We start from the raw sequence: 17,791 nt of genomic DNA, 5'->3' as shown, positions 1-17,791 counted from the left end.
ATCGCTGACCGCCGGAGGCCCGAATCAATCGAAGTCCACGACGATCTGGTCGAGCGGGAGAGTACCGAAAGATGCCACGGGCGGGTCGAAGCGGTCGACGGCCAGTGGTTCCCCATCCGCCTCGGCCTGGTCGAACGCCGCCGTTCCCGGCGTTTCGCCGAGTATCGAGAACGAATCCACCAGATACGGCAGGCCGTTGGAAGCCAGCGATAGCGGCCGGTTCATGACGTGAAAGTGCAGGTGCGGAGCGATACTGTTGCCCGAGTTGCCGACCAGCCCCAGCACGTCGCCCCGCTCGACGTGGTCGCCTTCCGCTACGCGGATGCTGCCCGGCTGGAAGTGGGCGTACAGGGCGTAGTTCTCGTCGCCGAGATCGAGGATCACCGCGTTGCCGTCCGCCGCTTCGAGCGTGATCCCGTCCGGGAACGCACCCGGGACGTTCTCCGGGACGTCGTCGATCACCTCGACTACCGTAGCATCGGCGACCGCGATGGCTTCTTCCCCGTATATCGTGTAGCTTTCGAGGTCCTCCCGTGGTCCGTCGTAGATCCGGTCCTCGGTATCGAGTTGCTCGTAGTCGACCGCGTAGCGCTGTGCGAGCCAGACCTGCCCATCGACCGGCAGTGCCGCACGAGTATGGCGGACCGCGTCCCCGAACGAATCGGCCGCGATGTAGTTCGACCCCCGCAGCGGCGGCCCGACGGTGACGACCTCGCGCCGGTCAACCGTGACCTCGCCGACCGTTTCAACGAGACGTCGCTGGTCCGGCGGTGCGGCGTCGACCTGCAGCGACAATCGATGGCGCAGTTCATCGGGAACGTCGGACGGGTCGTCGACGGTCACGTGCAAGAACACGAGCGCCGTCATCGCCGGTCCCAACGACCCGACGCTGTCCCGTCTCCCTGCGGGTTGGAGGCGACTGGCCACCTCGTCGGCGTCGAGGGCGTGAATCACCGCATTGGCCTCCGTGTCGACCACTTCGAGCTTCTCTATCGTTACCGATCCGGTGGTGAAGTTCGTCACTTCGAGTTCGTACGCCAGGTAGGTCTGCCCGTCGGAACCGGTGAACGGGACCGGAGCGTAGCGCACCTCACCGACTGCTGGAGTGAACCTCTGGGCGACGTCCACCGGAGTCACGTCTTTCGATGGGCTTCGATGGGTCTCCATACCGGAAGCGACGGCACTCGCCGGCGACTTCGACGCTGCCGCGGTGGGTGCCGGGGCGGCGGCCGCTCGTCCTTCGCTACCGGTGCCGATTCCGACCCCGAAGAATCCGAGAGCCGAGCCTCTCAGCACGGTTCGACGATTGAGATCCATGACACTGCTACGGCTCGCCGATAGATAAAAACACCTAGCGATTCACATAAAAGTCCCGTCGGGTCGGGCGGGTGGTTATCGCCGCTTGATGTCGAAGCTCTTGCGGTCGGGTTTGAGTTCGGTGAGGAGTTCGCGCATCTGGTCGTCGTCGATCTTGTCGCCGAGTCGGCCGGAGCGCGCGAGCGCGAACACCTGCTGTTCGACCTTCTCGCCGAAGTCGGGTTTCGACATCTTCACCGAGTTGAGCCGCTGGCGCGCCTCGTCGGTGACGTTCTGACGGAGCACGGCCTTCTTCTGGGCTTCGGCCTGTTCCTGCTGGGCCTGTTGGGCCTCCTGGGCTTCCTGGGAGCCGCCGCCCTGCTGTTGTTCCTTCAGCTGTTCGAGCTTCTGTTCGCGGAGTTCCTCGATGTCTTCCTCGGAGCCGCTCATACGCCCCGTTGTGGACGACCGGACAAAAACCCGGCGGACACGGGGGCTCGCCGCCTCGTGGCCCGACGCGCGTCCCACGAGCTCCCTCCTCGCTGGGTTTATGCGCCCGTCGCCCCACCGACGACCATGACCGAGATCCATCCCGACGTCCACGACATCACGGTTCGGGAGGGCAACGGTCGGTTCCGAGTGTTCCTCGTCGACGGTGACACACCGACCCTGTTCGACTGTGGACTCGCCGACACCGTCGACGCGCTCGCCGCGGGCATCGAGGAGGTGGGGATCGACCCCGAACGCCTCGTCGTCACCCACGGTGACGGCGACCACGTCGGCGGGTTCGACGAAGTGGTCGAGCGCTACGGCGTCGAGACGTTCGTCCCGGCGGAGACCGACCTCGACACCGAACACGACCCCGACCACCGCTACGGCGACGGCGACCGGATCGGGAGCTTCGAGGCGGTCCACGTCCCCGGCCACACCGAGGACAACCACGTCCTGGTCGACGAGTCACGCGACGTCGCGGTGATGGGCGATGCGGTCTTCGGCTCGGACGTGCGCGGCCTACCGGCGGGCTACTTCGTCCTGCCGACCGCGTTCTACTCGACGGACCTGAACGCGGCCGACGAGAACCTCGAACGCTTGCTCGACTACGAGTTCGACGCCGGCCTCGTCTACCACGGCTCCTCGGTCACCGACGAGGCCGCCGAGAAACTCGACGCGTTCGTGAACTTCGCGAACAAACCCGACTGACTCCGGCCTTCTCGCATCCGTGGGCGGGACGTTCCTCACCTGTTCAGTGTGTGGATCGCCTTCCCCTGGGCGTTCTCGACGGCCTCCATCACCGTCTCGCCGAGCGTCGGGTGGGTGTGGATCGTGGCGGCGACGTCCTCGAGGGTTGCGCCCATCTCGATCGCGAGACCGAACTCCGCGACGAGCTCCGAGGCCTCGGGGGCGACGACCTGCGCGCCGAGGATGAAGCCCGCGTCGTCGTCGGCGACCACGCGCGTGAACCCGTCGGTGTCACCGAGCGTGAGCGCGCGGCCGCTCGACGCCATCGGGAATTTCCCGACGACCGGCGAGAAGCCCGCTTCCTCGGCCTCTTCTTCGGTCATCCCCACCGTCCCGATCTCGGGGTCGGTGAACACCGCGGCGGGGACGCTCTGATAGTCGAGCGCCGAGGGCTCGTCCGCGACGATCTCCGCGGCGACCTCGCCCTCCTTCATGCCCTTGTGCGCGAGCATCGGTTCGCCCGCGACGTCGCCCACGGCGAAGATGGATTCCACGTCCGTTCGGGCGCGGTCGTCGGTCGCGAGGAACCCGTCCTCGTCCGTTTCGAGCCCCACCGCGTCGAGGTTCAGGGTGTCCGTGACGGGCGCGCGTCCGACCGCCACCAGCACCTTCTCCGCGCCGAACTCCGAGACGTCCCCATCCTCATTCTCCGTGCGGACGGTGATGCCGTCGCCCGACTCCTCCCAGTCGCTCGCGGCCTCGCCGAAGAAGAAGTCGATGCCGAGGTCCTCGGCGCGGTCCCTGACGACCTTCGAGACGTCGTCCTCGTAGGGCGGCAGGATGTCGTCGAGCATTTCTACAACGGTGACGTCGGTCCCGAGCTTCGCGAAGACGGTCGCGAGCTCCATCCCGATGTAGCCCGCGCCGACCACCACGAGGCTGTCGGGGACCGAATCGAGCGCGAGCGCGTCACGCGAGGAGATGACGTGCTCGCCGTCGAACTCGAAGTTCGGGACCTCCACGGGTCGCGAGCCGGTGGCGACGATGGCGTGCTCGAACTCGATGGATTCCGAGCCCTGGCCATCGCCGCTGTGAGCAACTCGTACCGTGTTCTCGTCGGCGAACTCCGCGCGGCCCTCGACGAGGTTGACGTCGTTGGCCTTACAGAGCTGTTCGACGCCGCCCGTGAGCTGGTCGACCACCTCGTCCTTCCAGTCGACCATCCCCGCAAGGTCCACCGCCGGGTCGGCGTGGATGCCCATCGCTTCGGCCTCGCGTGCGTCGTGGGCCACGTCCGTCGCCGAGATCAGCGCCTTCGAGGGGATGCAGCCGTGGTTCAGGCAGGTCCCGCCGTAGGCGTCCTTCTCGACCAGCGTGGTGTCGATGCCGAGCTGGCCCGCGCGGATCGCGGCGACGTAGCCCCCGGGACCCGCGCCGATGATCAACAACTCCGTGCCCGTCGTGACGTCTCCAACGACCATGACCGATCCAGACGCGCTGGCGTGAAAAACAGGGGGGTTGTACCGGCCGCTCCGTTCGGTCTACTCCAACAACAGGAGCTGCGGGTTTTCGAGGTACTTCATCACCCGGTTGGTGAACTGGGCGGCGACCGCGCCGTCGATCACCCGGTGGTCGATCGAGAGCGAGAGGGTCATGACGTGGCGGGGAACGATCTCACCGTCGACCACACGCGGCTTCTCCTTGATCGCGCCGAGCGCGAGGATCGCGACCTCGGGGACGTTGATGATCGGGGTCGCGTACTCGCCGCCGATCGCGCCGACGTTCGTGATCGTGAAGGTGCCGCCCTGCATCTCCTCCCGACTGATCGAGCGCTCGCGGGCTTTTCCAACGAGTTCGTTCATCTCGGAGGCGAGTTCGAGCAGGTTCCTGTCGTCCGCGTTCCGCACGACGGGTACCATCAACCCGGCATCGGTCGCGGTCGCCACGCCGATGTTGTAGTAGTGTTTCTCGACGATCTCCTCTGCCTCCTCGTCGAGCATCGCGTTCATCGACGGGAACGCCCGGAGCGCGGCGACGCAGGCCTTCATCACGAACGGCATATACGACAGGCCGATGCCGCGCTCCTCGGCCTCGGCCTTGAGCTCCGAACGGGTCTCGACGAGTTCGGTCACGTCCACCTCGTCGTGGTGAGTCACGTGCGGCGCGGTGGCCTTCGAGCGCGCCATCTGCTCGCCGATCGTCCGTCGAACCCCGCGGTACGGAACCCGTTCCTCGCCGCCCGATTCGGCGAGCGCCGCCCGGTCGGCGTCCTGGGCCGCGCGCTGGGACTCGGCGAACGCCTCGACCGCCGCGGGCGTGACAAACGCCTCGCCGTCGCGTTCCTCCTCGGTCGGGATGCTGTCGATATCGACACCCGACTCCTCGGCGAGTCGGCGGGTCGCGGGTGCGGCGAGGGTCCGCTCGCGGTTCGCGCTCCCGGTCGTCACCGCCGGCTCGGAACTGGTCCCATCGTCGCTTCCGACCCGCTCGACGGCGGACTTCGGGGCCGGGTCGTCGGCCGTGGGTTCGTCAGCCACGGGTTCGCTGTCCTCACTTTCTGCGGCCGCCCGCACGTCCGTATCGCTGACCCGGCCGCCGGGTCCCGAGCCGTCGACCGTCCCGATGTCGACGTCGAGTTCGCGGGCCAACCGTCGAGCGCTCGGGGCGGCGAACACCCGGCCGTTCGAAGCCGAACCGCTTCCGTCGTCGCTCGCCCCGTCGTCCTTCGACTCCACCGCGCCGACCTCGGAGCGGGTCTCGGTCGCGGTGTCGGTTCGCGTCTCCGCCGGGTCCTGACCTCCCGTCTCGTCGCCCGCCTCGGCGAACGTGATTATCACCGTGCCGACGGGGACGAGTTCGCCCGCGTCGGCGTGGATCTCTTTCACGGTACCGTTCACCGGCGAAGGAACCTCCACGACGGCTTTGTCGGTCTCGACCTCGGCGACGGGCTGGTCCTCTTCGACCGCGTCGCCGACCTCGACCAGCCAGCCCACGATCTCGCCCTCGGCCACGCCCTCGCCCACGTCCGGGAGTTCGAACTCGCGCACCATCTAAAAGTCCGCAGCCTCCCGGATCCCGTCCTCGATCCGCGCCGACTCGGGGAGGTAGTAGTCCTCCAGCGCGTAGAGCGGGAACGGTGTGTCGAAGCCCGTGACTCGTTTTACGGGTGCTTCCTGATAGACCAGCGCCTCCTCCTGGATCGTGGCGGTTATCTCGCCCGCGAGGCCGCCGGTCTTCGGGGCCTCGTGGACCACTACGGCCCGTCCCGTCTTCTTGAACGACTCCAGGATCGCCTCGTCGTCGAGCGGTGAGAGCGTCCGGAGGTCGATCACCTCGGCGTCGATTCCCTCCTCGGCGAGGGTTTCGGCCGCCTCCATCGTCGGGCGGGTCATCGCGCCCCAGGTGAACACCGAGACGTCGCTCCCCTCGCGCCGGACCGCGGCCTCGCCGAGCGGCAGAGTGTAGGAATCGTCCGGCACCGCGCCCCGGAAGGCCCGGTAGATGAGCTTGGGTTCGAGGAAAATTACTGGATCAGGATCGCGGATCGAGGCGGCGAGTAGGCCCTTCGCGTCGGCGGGCGTGCTCGGCACGACGACCTTCAGCCCCGGCTCGTGGACGAAGAACGCCTCTTTGGACTCGGAGTGGTGTTCCGGCGCGCGGATGCCGCCGCCGTAGGGCGCGCGGATGACCATCGGACAGTTGAACCGCCCGCGCGAGCGGTTGCGGAGCCGGCCCGCGTGCGAGACGATCTGGTCGAAGGCGGGGTAGATGAACCCCATGAACTGGATCTCGGGGACGGGCTTGAGGCCGTAGGCCGCCATCCCGATGGCAGTACCAATAATTCCTGATTCGGCGAGCGGGGTGTCGATCACGCGGTCGTCGCCGAACTCGTCGTGGAGGCCCTGGGTCGCCCGGAACACCCCGCCGTTCTTGCCGACGTCCTCGCCCATCACGAGCACGTCGTCGTCCCGCTCCATCTCGCCGTAGAGACCGTCCCGGACCGCCTGGACCAGGGTGAGGTTCTGGGTCGATGCGTCGTCGTCGAGCTGTTGTATCGTGCTCATTATTCGAGGAGGTCCGCGTCGCCGTGGCTCTCGCGGAGGCGTTCGAGGTACTGTAACTGCTGGTCGAGGCGTTTGGGCATCCCGTCGTAGACGTCGGCGAACATCTCGGCGGGGTCGGGGCGCGCGTGGGCCTCGGCGGCGTCGATCGCCTCGGCCACCGCGTCCTCGATGTCGGTCTCGATCGCGTCGATCCGGTCGTCGTCGAGGATGCCCTCGTTTTCGAGGTAGGTTTCGAGCCGTGGGATCGGGTCCTTTCGTTTCCACTCCTCGACCTCGCCCTCCTCGCGATAGACCGATGGATCGTCGGCGGTGGTGTGGGCCCCGAAGCGGTACTGGACTGCCTCGATCATGGTCGGACGGGGCTCGTCGTCGGGGTTCTTCGCCTTCTCGACGGCGAGTTTCGTCGCCTGGTAGACCGCGAGCGGATCCATCCCGTCGACCTGGATCCCCTCGAACCCGTACGCGTCGGCCTTCTGGGCCAGTGTTGCGGACGCGGTCTGGCGCTCGCGTGGGACCGAAATCGCCCACTGGTTGTTGTTACAGAAGAATATCGTGGGCGTATCGAACACGCCCGCGAAGTTCATCGCCTCGTGAAAGTCGCCCTCGCTGGTCGCGCCGTCGCCGAAGTAACAGAGGAAGGCCTTCTCCTCGCCCTTCAGCTTCGAGGCCCACGACGCGCCGACCGCGTGGGGAAGCTGGCTCGCGATCGGGACCGCGGGCGTGAAGATGTTGGCGTCGTCGTCGCTGTACCCTACCTCGTGGCCCATCCAGTAGAGCAGGGTGCGTTCGAGCGAGAAGCCCCGGATCAGGGTCGCGCCGTGTTCGCGGTAGCTCGGGAACACCCAGTCGTCGTCGGCGAGCGCGTGGGCGCTCCCGACCTGTGCGCCCTCCTGACCGGAGAGCGGCGGGTAGGTCCCGATACGACCTTGGCGCTGGAGGCTGACCGCGCGCTGGTCGAAGTGGCGAACGAGACGCATCTCGCGGTACATCCCCACGAGCTGGTCCTCGTCGAGGTCGGGTGCCCGCGCGCCCTCGCGCAGCCCGCCGTCCTCGTCGAGTACTTCGATCCGGTCGCCGGGGTCGTGCTGTAGCGTACTCACGGACGGGGACACCTCATTGACATGTTCGATCCTTCGATTGCCACAGGTATATTCTTTTTGTAAAAACCTTCTTGTGGGTGCCATTCTTGCCGACCACTTCGGTTAAACCACGTATGTGTCTACTTCACACACCTGTCTCTCGACGTTCGTCAACAGTTATCATTGATCGTCGACGAATCGGACGGCAGGCGCTCGGAGCCTGGAGACGGTCGGCGCGCGCTCGCGGTCGTGCGCGAGCGGACGTGAGCATGCGACCGCGGACATCGATGCGAGCGGCCCTTTTTAGTCCAGGTTTTTGCGAGGAGTGGTTCGCCGAAGGCGAACCCGACGAGGAAAAAAGTGGGCGTGGAGGCGTGTGGCTGTCGCGAGGCGGTGCGGTCTGCGGTTCTCAATTGTGTCGGGTTAGCAGCGGTCCTCGAAGCGATTCGGCTCTACTACGTGTTTTCTCGAAGAACAACCCGAATTACGCCGAGTTCGCGGCGGCCCGCGCGCTCTTGCGCGCCGCCTCGACCGAGCGCCCCTCACGAACGACTGCGTCCACGAACAGCTCGCCCGCCTTGTACGACGAGCGGACCATCGGGCCGCTGGCACAGTAGAGGAAGTCCAACTCCTCCTCCGCGACCCGTCGCCAGGTCTCGAACTTGTCGGGGTGGACGTAGTCGGAGACGTCGAGGTGGGTTCGGGAGGGCTGGAGGTACTGGCCGAGGGTCACGACGTCGACGTCCGCTTCCCGCAGATCCGAGAGCGTCTGGTAGACCTCGTGGTCGTACTCGCCGAGGCCGAGCATCACCGAGGTCTTGGTGTACCCTTCGAAGGTGTCCGCCGCGTGTTCGAGCACCGAGAGGGACTGCTCGTAGCCCGCCCGGCGGTCGCGGACGGGCCACTGGAGCCGCGAGACGGTCTCGATGTTGTGGGCGATCACGTCCGGGCCCGCCGCGATGATCTCGTCGACGAGGTCGAGGTCGCCACGGAAGTCGGGGATCAGTACCTCGATCAGGATCTCGGGGTCGCGTTCCTTGATCGCCGCGATGGTCCGCGCGAAGTGGGCCGCCCCCTGGTCCGCGAGGTCGTCGCGGTCGACGGAGGTGAGCACCACGTAGTCGAGCCCGATCTCCGCGACCGCCGACGCGACGTTCTCGGGTTCTTCGGGGTCCAACGCGCTCATCCCGCCGGTCTCGACGTCACAGAAGTTACAGCCGCGCGAGCACCGCTCGCCCATCAGCATGAACGTCGCGGTGCCGGGACCCTCGCCCGCGCGCCCGGACCAGCACTCGCCCATGTTGGGGCAGTTGGCCTCCTCGCAGACGGTGTGGAGGTCGCGGTCCCGCAGGGTCCGTTTGATGTCGGTGAACCGCTCTCCCGACGGCGGGCGGCTCTTCAGCCAGCCGGGTTTTCGCGCGCGACTCATTGGTGTCCCTCCGGGTCGCGTCGGCAAAAGGGTGGGGTTCGCCGTCACGACGCGACCGGCCTTCCACCGCGAGGGAGACCCCGGCCTTCCGTCCCATCCGGAAGACGAGCGATTAATTACTATGACATTTGAACGGCCTCCGTGCTCGACCTCTCGTCAGAGGACATCACCCAGGGGTCGCTGACACGGGCACTGGTCGTGCTCGCGACCCCGTTGTTGGTCCAGAACCTCGTGCAGGTCGTCCAGCAGGTGGTCGACCTCTTCTTCCTCGGGCGGCTGAGTTCGGCCGCGGTCGCCGCGGTGGGGCTCTCGCTCCCGGTCCTCGCGCTGTGTTTCGCGTTCGTGATCACGCTCCCGTTCGTCGGCACCCAGATCCTCGTCTCCCAGCGCGTCGGTGGCGAAGACGTCTCCGGGGCGCGCCGGGCCGCCGCGACCGGGCTCGGGGTCGCGGTGGTGCTCGGGGTCGTCGGGGGGCTCGTCCTCTGGGTCGGGGCGCGCCCGCTCGTCGACCTCCTCACACGGCTCCAGCCGGGTGGAGCGAACGTCACGGCGCTCGCGACGGTCTATCTCTCGGTTGTCGCGGTCGGCCTGCCGGCGGCGGCCGCGAGCGACGCGATCGAGGCGGCCTTCGTCGGTTGGGGCGACTCGCGCGCGCCGCTCTACGTCTCGGTTGCCACGGTCGCGACCAATCTCGTGCTCGACCCGATCCTGATCTTCGGGTTCGGGCCGGCCCCCGCGCTCGGGGTGGAGGGCGCGGCGCTCGCCACGGTCGCCGGCTACGTCGTCGGCTTCCTGCTCGCGGCGGGTCTCGCGCTCGCTGGCCGCGACGGCTGGATCTACACCCGGGCGACCGCTCGGTTCGATACCGATGACCTCCGGGAGCTGTTCGACGTCGGCGCACCGATCGCTGGACAGGGGGCCGTGCGCCAGGTCGTTCGGGTCCTGATCGTCACGGTGGCGTTCGCGGCGGGCGGCACGGCGGGCCTCGCGGCCTACTCCATCGGCGGTCGGGTTGCCTCGGTCGCCTTCGTGCCCGCCCTCGGCCTCCAGCAGGCCGCCCAGAGCGTCGTCGGGCAGAACCTCGGTGCCGCGGAGCCGGACCGGGCGAGACGGGCGACCTATCTCGGGGTGGCGATCGCCGGCGGCGGGCTCGCGGTCATCGGTACCGTTCAGTGGCTCTTCCCGGTGCCGGTCGCCACCCTGTTCGCGCCGGCGCTCACCGACCGCGCGCTCTCGCTCTCGGTCTCGTATCTCGAAATCCTCGCTTACGGTTATCCCGCCATCGGTGTCGCCTACCTTTTCGAGGCGGGCTTCAACGGCGCGCGCCGGACCCGCACCAGCCTCGTCACCACGCTCGCGCAGTTCTGGGCCGTCCGGCTTCCGATCGCCGCGGGTGTGGGAGTCCTGTTGGGTGTCGGCGTCGTCGCCGTGTTCTGGGCCGTGACGATCTCGAACCTCGCCGCCGCCGTCGGTCTCTGGTTCTACTACCGCCACGAGACCGGCGATGGAATGCTCGACCGGGCGAGCGAGCGCGCCAGCGCCTGATCGGCGGACTGAGCGGGCGTTTCACTCCCCGGGGAGGCGTCGAAGCCGTTCGTCGGTCCCCGCGACGACGAGAGTATCGCCGTCGGCGATCCGGACGGTGTCGTCGGTCAGGAACTCCCCATCGCGTTCGAGGCCAACGCCCACCCACTCCTGGTTGGCGCTCCGCTGGATCTCCCCGAGGTCCTGGCCGACGAACTCGTCGCTCTCGACCCTGGCGAACCGTATCTGCCCGATCGGATGCACCACCGGCTCCCGGTGGGCCTCGGCGGCGAGGAGTCGTGCGATCGTCCGTCGCTCGGAGAGCACGTAGTCCGCCCCCGCGTCGAACCCCTTCGCCACGTCCTCCGCGTTGGTCACCCGAACCAGGATGTCGATCTCCTCGGCCATCGACCGACCGACCGCCGTGGCGAGCAACGCGGTCTCGTCGTCGTCGACGGCCACGACGAACGCCGTCGCGTCCTCGATACCGGCGTCCGCGAGCACGGGTCCGTCGCTCGCGTTCCCCACCACGTCCGCCCCCGTGCTCTCGTCCACATCGATGGTGGTGACGTCGACCCCGTCCGGGAAGTGTTCCGTGACCGCCGTTCCCGCCTCGCCGAGCCCGGCGACCACGACGCTGTCGTACGTCGTCAGCGACCGGAATCCGTCGTTCTCGCCGTGAACCGCCTCGAAAGCGGCTTCGGGCCCGACGACCACGAGCACCGCGTTCGGCGACAGCCGTTCCGACGACCGGGGCGGAAGCCGTAGCTCACCGTCGATCCACGCCCCGACCAACGTCAGGTCCGGGTTCGCCACGATGGGTGTGTCCTCGACCCGCGCCCCGGCGAGCGGCCCGTCGTGGCGGACGACCAGCTCCCGAACCACGGTCTCCTCGCCGATGGCGTCGGCCGCGGTTGCGAACGTCGCCGTCGCCGTCGCCTTCTCGGCCAACTGGCGGCCGATGAGCGACGGGACGCAGACCACCCGGTCAACCCCGATCTGTTCGAGCGCCTCCTGCCGGTCGGGGGTCTCGGTGAGCGAGAGCACCCGCACGTCCTCGTTGCACTGGTGGGCCGTTAGCGCGACGCTGGCGTTGCGCTCTCGTGCGTCCATGACCACCAGCGCCGCGTCTCCGACCCCGGCCCGTTGGAGCGTCTCCGTCTTCGTCGGGTCGCCGTCGATGACCTGGTAGTCACGATTCGAGAGGTCGATGGCCTCGTCCTTGTCCGGGTCGACCAGGACGTAGTCGATCCCTGAGGCCTCGAACTCGTCGAGCAGCACGTCCTTCCCCCGACCGTACTCGCAGACGACGACGTGGCCGTCCTTCGCGGTCAGACGGTCGTCGAGCACCACCGGGGCGCGCTCGAACAGCGGGATGATGAGGATGCGAAGCGTGATGAAGCCGATGAGCACCCCGGATATTTGGTACCAGATGACGAGGAGGTTCATGTACGGCGTCACCCACGGTGAATCGGCCCCGTAGCCCGTGGTGGTCATCGTCTCGACGACCGTCTGGAGCGCGTGGAATATCGTGATGTCGTCGCCCTCGAGGGTCCGCATCCCGGCCTGGTAGATGACCGCGTACGCGACGAGCACCGAGACGAGCGCCGTCAGGAACTTCACCACCGTTCGCTGTCGTTCCGTCATGTCGTCGATGGAATCGATGGACCGAAGCTGGCGGAGCTGTTGTTCGAGCGGTCCCTGGGGCTTCTCGGAACTCATTCAGTTTGGGTGCTCACGTAGCCCCCATGAGAGTTTGGCTTGTCCGTGCGGTGGATAGACTGATACCGTTCTCGGCTCAATCGTCGCCATGTCCGCGCCAGTGGCGACCATCACCGACCGCGTCCGCGGGGCCTGGGAGTACTACCGGCGCTACACACTGCGGCGAACGGGCGTCCACGCCGGCGCGACGGCGGCGCTCACCGTCCTCGGCCTGCTCGCGTACTACGAGCGCTGGTTCGCCCTCGTGGCGATCGTCGCCTACCTGCTCCCGCCGGTCTACCTCTACCTCACCGGCGACGACCTCTCCGAACCCGAATCCCGACCGGCGGACCCCGAACCCGCGGTCGCACCGAACGACCACGCCTCCAGCACCACTGGCGTGGTTCGGGACGCCGATGCGGACTTCGACGGGGCCGATGCGGATTTCGACGGGATCGACGCGGACTCGGACGGGGCCGATGCGGACTCTGACGGAGTCGATAGGGATTTCGACGGCTATGATGCGGACTTCGATGGGATCGATAGAGACTTCGACGGCCACGACGCGGACTCCGATGGCGACACGGATTCGGACGGCGACGACGGGGACACGGACAGCGATTCCGACGGCGACTGAACCGTTGCCGGACCGCTCGAACGCTCGCCGGCGGTTCCCGATGCGGGAGAAGAAACGCCTTTGTCGGCCCCACCCCCAGTATCGTTTCACGTGATCACCGTCGCTTCGTCCGACCCGCGAGGACCGACGCGGGACCGCCGGGGGCGGGCTCCGTGAGCACCGTCGTTTCGCGTTGCTCACGACGAACTCACGGGGTCAAATCCACGAGGTTGACCCCATGAGCCCCGTTGCGTCACTCCGTTCGCAACGAACGAATACGGATCCCCCTACGGGAGGATCCGTATGAGCGTCGCCGAGACGGTCCCCGAGTTCGCCGACGCGTTCGCCTTCGAGGAGTTCAATCGGATGCAACGCGAGGCACTGCCGGCGATCCTCGAACGCGAGGAGAACGTCGTCGCCAGCGCGCCCACCGCCTCGGGCAAGACGGCCCTCGCCGAGCTCGCGATCTGCAAGTGTCTCCAGTCCGGTGGGACGGCCCTCTTCATCGCGCCGCTCCGCGCGCTCACCAACGAGAAGGAATCCGAGTGGGAGCGCTTCGAGTCGATGGGCTACTCGGTCTACGTCGTCACCGGCGAGCGCGACCTGGTCCCCCACCGCGCCGAGCGCGCCGACATCCTCGTGATGACCCCCGAGAAGGTGGACTCGGCCACGCGGAAACACGACTCCCCCAGATACGGCTTCATCACCGACGTCTCGTGCTGTGTGATCGACGAAGTCCACCTCCTCGACTCCGAGAAGCGGGGCAGCGTGCTCGAAGTCACCATCTCCCGGCTCCGGCGGCTCTGTGACCCCCGCGTGGTCGCGCTCTCGGCCACGATGCCGAACGTAGACGACATCGCCGACTGGCTCGACGCGCCTCCCGAGACCACCTTCGACTTCGGCGACGAGTACCGACCCGTCGACCTCGAATCCAGTGTTCGGACCTACACCCACGGCGAGAACGCCTTCGCCGACAAGTACCGTCGCCTCTATCGCGCGCTCGACCTCGCCGAAGAGCACATTCGGGACGGCGGTCAGGCGCTGGTGTTCGTGGCCTCGCGCCAGGACACCGTCCGTGCAGCCGAGAAGGCCCGCGACGAACTCGCCTCACGGGACGTGCCGATGGGCGCGCGCGGCGACTACGACTTTCACACCGAGAGCCAGGTCCTCGAGAACCAGACCCTCCGGAACTCCGTGCTCGACGGCGTGGCCTTCCACCACGCGGGTCTCTCGCGGTCCGACAAGGATCACGTCGAGGAGTGGTTCCGCGAGGGGAAGGTCCAGCTCCTCTTCTCGACCTCGACGCTCGCGTGGGGGGTGAACCTCCCCGCGCGGTGTGTCGTGATCCGGGATACGAAATATCACGACCCACTGGAGGGGGAGGTCGACATGAGCCCGCTCGACGTGCTCCAGATGCTCGGGCGCGCGGGCCGACCGGGCTACGACGACGCGGGCTACGCCTACGTGGTCTGTGACGCCGCCGACGCCGACAAGTACCGAAAACTCCTCCGCGACGGGAAGGAGATCGACTCCCACCTCGCCGCGGACCTCGACACCCACCTCAACGCTGAGATCGCGATGGGGACGATCCGGGACGTAGGCGACGTGATGGACTGGCTCGAAACCACCTTCGGGTTCGTGCGGGCGAAGAACGGTCACGTAACCGACGCGGTCGAGAGCCTCCGCGAGGAGGTTCGTGAGACTCTCTCCGAACTCCGAGACCGTGGGTTCATCGAGACGGACGACCTCGACATCGCTGCGACGCCGCTCGGCACCCTGACTTCGTCGTACTACCTCCGGCTGCCGACCGCTCGCCGCTTTTTCGACCTCGCGGGGACCGACCCGAGCACGAGGGCCATCCTCGAAACCGTCGCGAAGAGCACGGAGTTCGACAGCGTCAACGCCCGCCGCGCCGAGCGCGACGCCATCGCGGGCGTGCTCGGCTCCGGCGGCGACCTCGAACCGGGCACTCGAAAAGTGCTCGCGATCCTCGAATCCAGCACTCGTGGCTCGACGCCCTCCGAACTCCGGAGCGACGCGTGGGTCATCCGCCAGAACGCGCTCCGCCTCCTCGCCGCGCTCGGGGCCTTCCTCGACCGTTTCGGGTCGGCGTGGGAGGCCAACCGGGCGTGTCGCGTCGCGGCGCGCATCGAGAACGGGGTCGACGAGGACGCGGTCGCGCTCACCGCCATCGACGGCGTCGGGCCGGGCCGGGCGAGCAAACTCGCGAGTTCCGGGATCGAGACCCCGGCGGACGTCGTTTCGGCCGGAGTCGACGAACTCGTCGAGATCGGGCTCTCGGAGGGGGTCGCCGAGCGGGTGGTCGAGCGTGCACGCGCCCTCCCCGCGCTCGACATCGACTGGGGGGCCTTCCCCGAGCGGATCGCGCGCGGCGAGAACGACCTGTGTGAGGTCACCGTCGAGAATCGAGGCGAGGGCGCGCGGGCCGGGCTTCGGGTGACGGTCAACGACACTCAGATGACCGAAACCGCGTCGTTCCTCGGGAGCGAGACCCTCCCCGCGCCGGTGTTCGGCGGGGACCCCGACACGCTGACGTTCGCCGTCGAGGTCGTCTTCCCCGACCTGCCGCTCCCGCCGGTTACGGAAACGAGGACTGTGTGGGTGGATTGAGTCGCTGCTGAAAACCGATTCGCGTCGGGACCAACCACTGTGGCGCGCGCTTGCGGTCGTGCGCGAGCGGACGTGAGCGTGCGACCGCGGACACTGTGCGAGGGATGAGCACCACAGCGAGTGCAACGAGCGAGGAGCGCAGTCGGTTGGGGAGGCTCGTGGTTGCCGCGGGGCGGTGGCGGGAGCGGTGCGGAGTGATTAGTGATTGCACCGCGAGTGAGCCGGAGGCGAACGAGCGGCCTTTTTAGCCCAGGTTTTTGGGCGGGGGTTGAGCGCGAGCGAACCGGAGGCGAGGAGCGCGATTCCCCCGTCGAAAAAAGTGGGGTCCGGTAGCTTCAACCCGTCCCGCCCGAAACCCGAACCCATGACGAGCGACGGTCACGAGAAGCTCGCCGCCGCGCTCGACGCGCGCTCGCTCTCCTTTCCGGTCGAACCCGATGAAGTCGTCGAGAAGAGCGTGTTCGATGCCGATCCCGATGCCGTCCCCGAGACGACCTTCCCGCAGTCGGTCGCGAGCGGCGGGCCCGAATCGACCGGGGTAGTCGTTTGGACCCGTATCGACCCCGAGGCGTATCGCGAGGACGAACCCCTGGGGATCGAGGTCGCTCACGACCCGGACTTCGACGAGGTCGTCCACCGTGGGACCGTCGCCGCCGAGCACGTCACGCCCGCCCACGACTACGCCGTCTCGGTGGATCTACTGGGGCTGCTCGACCCCGACCGGTTCTACCACTACCGCTTCACCTACGACGGGGTTCGAAGCCGAGTCGGGCGGTGTCACACGCTGCCCGCCGCGGATTCGAGCCCCGATTCGCTCCGGCTCGCGGTGTTGACCTGCCAGGATTATACAAATGGGTACTACGGCGCGTACCACCGCGTCGCGGAGGAGGACGTCGACTTCGTCGTCCACGTCGGGGACTTCATCTACGAGTCCGTCGCGGGCGACTACAAGGGTCGGGGGAGTCCCGACCTCCCCGACCGGGACCTCGAACTGCCGAGCGGCCACGACCTCGCGTGGACCCTTGAGGACTACCGCTATCTCTATCGGGCCTATCGCTCGGATCGGTTCCTCCAAGAGGCGCTCGAACGCCACACCATCATCGCGGCGCGCGACGACCACGAGTTCACCGACAACGTCCACTGGGACCCCGAGGTCGGCGCGCCGCGCGGGCCCAACCACCCCCGCGGGGAGGATCCCGAGTTCATGACCGGTCTCGCGGCGGACGCGCTCACGGCGTGGTGGGAGTACATGCCTTCGCGGATCGGGTTCGACGAGGATGCCGAGTCGTTCGGCGAGCGCTACCGGCTCTGGCAGTCCTTCGCGTTCGGCGACCTCGTGGATATCGTGATGACTGACGAGCGGCTCTACCGCGACCCGCCGCGCAACGCCGACAACCACCTGCCGGCGTGGTTCCCGCTCTCGTTCGGCTACGACGCGCCCGAACGGAGTATGCTCGGGACCGACCAGCGCGAGTGGTTCCTCGACGAAGTGCGCGATTCGGATGCAACCTGGACGGTATGGTCCGACGAGGTGCTGACGGTGCCGTTCCGGGTTGGGGTGGGGCCGTTGACGCTGCACCCCTCCGAGAGCGGCTGGGACGGCTACGGCCACGAACGCCGACTCATCACCGACGAGGTCGCGCGGGCCGACATCGAGAACTTCGTCACCCTGACGGGGGACATGCACTGCTACATCGCAAGCTATCAGCAGACCACCTACGAGAACCCCTTCTCGCACGTCTTCGGCGGCGAACCGGAGAACACCGACCACCGGGTCGGCGTCGAGTTCATGACGCCCGCGATCACGAGCGTGACGGTCAGCGAGGGCCTCGGGGCCAGCGGTGGACTCTGGGGCTCGGTCTCCGAGAAAATCCTCTCACCGTTCGTCCGGGCCCAGAACCCACACATCGAGTTCTTCGACAGCCACCACTGGGGCTACTCGGTGGTGGAGTTCACGCCCGAGGAGTGTACCTACACCGCCTACTCGGTGGACAAACTCGACGACTCGTCCGACCCCGACACGGAGGTCATGGTCGCGCTCCGGGTGCCCGAGGGCCGGGTCGAGATTCAGGACCGTTCGCTCGACGAAACGGATGCCTGAACCCATGTGCGGGCGGTGCGGTCGGCACGCGGCCCGCGCCGGGCGAGACGGCGAAGCCGTCTCGCTGGACGTGCGAACGGGCGCTTCGCGCCCGTGAGCAGACGCCGTCCGACGGGCGGCGCGCGACGCTCGTGCGAGGGATGAGCACCACAGCGAGTGAGTGGAACGAAC

At 67.6% G+C, this 17,791-nt stretch carries 13 protein-coding genes; 5 read left to right on the top strand and 8 right to left on the bottom strand.

The genetic code is table 11. The features are described from left to right. Positions 1-24: 24 nt before the first annotated feature. Together GT355_RS12745 and GT355_RS12740 are read right to left on the bottom strand one after the other, a co-directional pair. Complete coding sequence (locus GT355_RS12745; protein ID WP_160134972.1) at positions 25-1,128, bottom strand: M23 family metallopeptidase; 1,104 nt, start codon at positions 1,126-1,128, stop codon at positions 25-27. Between the two features lie 264 nt (positions 1,129-1,392). Continuing rightward, positions 1,393-1,746, bottom strand: a complete 354-nt coding sequence (locus GT355_RS12740) for a DNA-binding protein (RefSeq protein WP_120073807.1) — start codon at positions 1,744-1,746, stop codon at positions 1,393-1,395. Positions 1,747-1,872: 126 nt separating this feature from the next. Here GT355_RS12740 and GT355_RS12735 point away from each other — a divergent pair, with 126 nt between their 5' ends. Further along, positions 1,873-2,496 (top strand): MBL fold metallo-hydrolase, encoded by a 624-nt coding sequence (locus GT355_RS12735; protein ID WP_160134971.1) that lies wholly within the window; start codon positions 1,873-1,875, stop codon positions 2,494-2,496. A 35-nt stretch (positions 2,497-2,531) separates the two neighbouring features. Here the strand turns inward: GT355_RS12735 and lpdA are convergent, their stop codons facing one another. From lpdA to lipA, 5 genes are all read right to left on the bottom strand, one after another. Continuing rightward, on the bottom strand, positions 2,532-3,956 hold the full coding sequence (gene lpdA, locus GT355_RS12730) for a dihydrolipoyl dehydrogenase (RefSeq protein ID WP_160134970.1): 1,425 nt from the start codon (positions 3,954-3,956) through the stop codon (positions 2,532-2,534). 60 nt (positions 3,957-4,016) lie between these two features. After that, positions 4,017-5,525, bottom strand: a complete 1,509-nt coding sequence (locus GT355_RS12725; protein ID WP_160134969.1) for a dihydrolipoamide acetyltransferase family protein — start codon at positions 5,523-5,525, stop codon at positions 4,017-4,019. Next, on the bottom strand, positions 5,526-6,539 hold the full coding sequence (locus tag GT355_RS12720; protein ID WP_160134968.1) for an alpha-ketoacid dehydrogenase subunit beta: 1,014 nt from the start codon (positions 6,537-6,539) through the stop codon (positions 5,526-5,528). Continuing rightward, positions 6,539-7,639, bottom strand: coding sequence for a pyruvate dehydrogenase (acetyl-transferring) E1 component subunit alpha (gene pdhA, locus GT355_RS12715; RefSeq protein ID WP_160134967.1), 1,101 nt, complete (start codon positions 7,637-7,639; stop codon positions 6,539-6,541). Before pdhA ends, GT355_RS12720 begins: the two co-directional genes overlap by 1 nt. 463 nt (positions 7,640-8,102) lie before the next feature. After that, positions 8,103-9,047 carry a lipoyl synthase gene (gene lipA, locus GT355_RS12710; protein ID WP_160134966.1) on the bottom strand — a complete coding sequence of 315 codons (945 nt, stop codon included), beginning with the start codon at positions 9,045-9,047 and terminating at the stop codon, positions 8,103-8,105. Between the two features lie 141 nt (positions 9,048-9,188). Here lipA and GT355_RS12705 point away from each other — a divergent pair, with 141 nt between their 5' ends. After that, entirely contained in the window at positions 9,189-10,592 is a 1,404-nt protein-coding gene (locus GT355_RS12705; RefSeq protein WP_160134965.1) for an MATE family efflux transporter, read from the top strand. A gap of 21 nt (positions 10,593-10,613) precedes the next feature. Here the strand turns inward: GT355_RS12705 and GT355_RS12700 are convergent, their stop codons facing one another. Next, the gene (locus GT355_RS12700) at positions 10,614-12,293 is read right to left on the bottom strand and encodes a potassium channel family protein (protein WP_160134964.1); all 1,680 of its coding nucleotides are present in this window, start codon (positions 12,291-12,293) and stop codon (positions 10,614-10,616) included. 88 nt (positions 12,294-12,381) lie between these two features. On the opposite strand from GT355_RS12700, the gene GT355_RS12695 reads away from it, so the two are divergent. The 3 genes from GT355_RS12695 to GT355_RS12685 all read left to right on the top strand — a co-directional run bounded on the left by GT355_RS12695 (position 12,382) and on the right by GT355_RS12685 (position 17,620). Then, positions 12,382-12,909, top strand: coding sequence for a hypothetical protein (locus GT355_RS12695; protein ID WP_160134963.1), 528 nt, complete (start codon positions 12,382-12,384; stop codon positions 12,907-12,909). A gap of 282 nt (positions 12,910-13,191) precedes the next feature. Continuing rightward, on the top strand, positions 13,192-15,519 hold the full coding sequence (locus GT355_RS12690; RefSeq protein ID WP_160134962.1) for a DEAD/DEAH box helicase: 2,328 nt from the start codon (positions 13,192-13,194) through the stop codon (positions 15,517-15,519). Between the two features lie 364 nt (positions 15,520-15,883). After that, entirely contained in the window at positions 15,884-17,620 is a 1,737-nt protein-coding gene (locus tag GT355_RS12685) for an alkaline phosphatase D family protein (protein WP_160134961.1), read from the top strand. Positions 17,621-17,791: the final 171 nt, after the last annotated feature.

This window comes from Halococcus salsus (genome assembly GCF_009900715.1).
Classification (GTDB): Archaea; Halobacteriota; Halobacteria; order Halobacteriales; family Halococcaceae; genus Halococcus; species Halococcus salsus.
The sequence above is the reverse complement of the archived record's forward strand: the minus strand, read 5'-3'. Positions and strand labels throughout refer to the sequence as shown.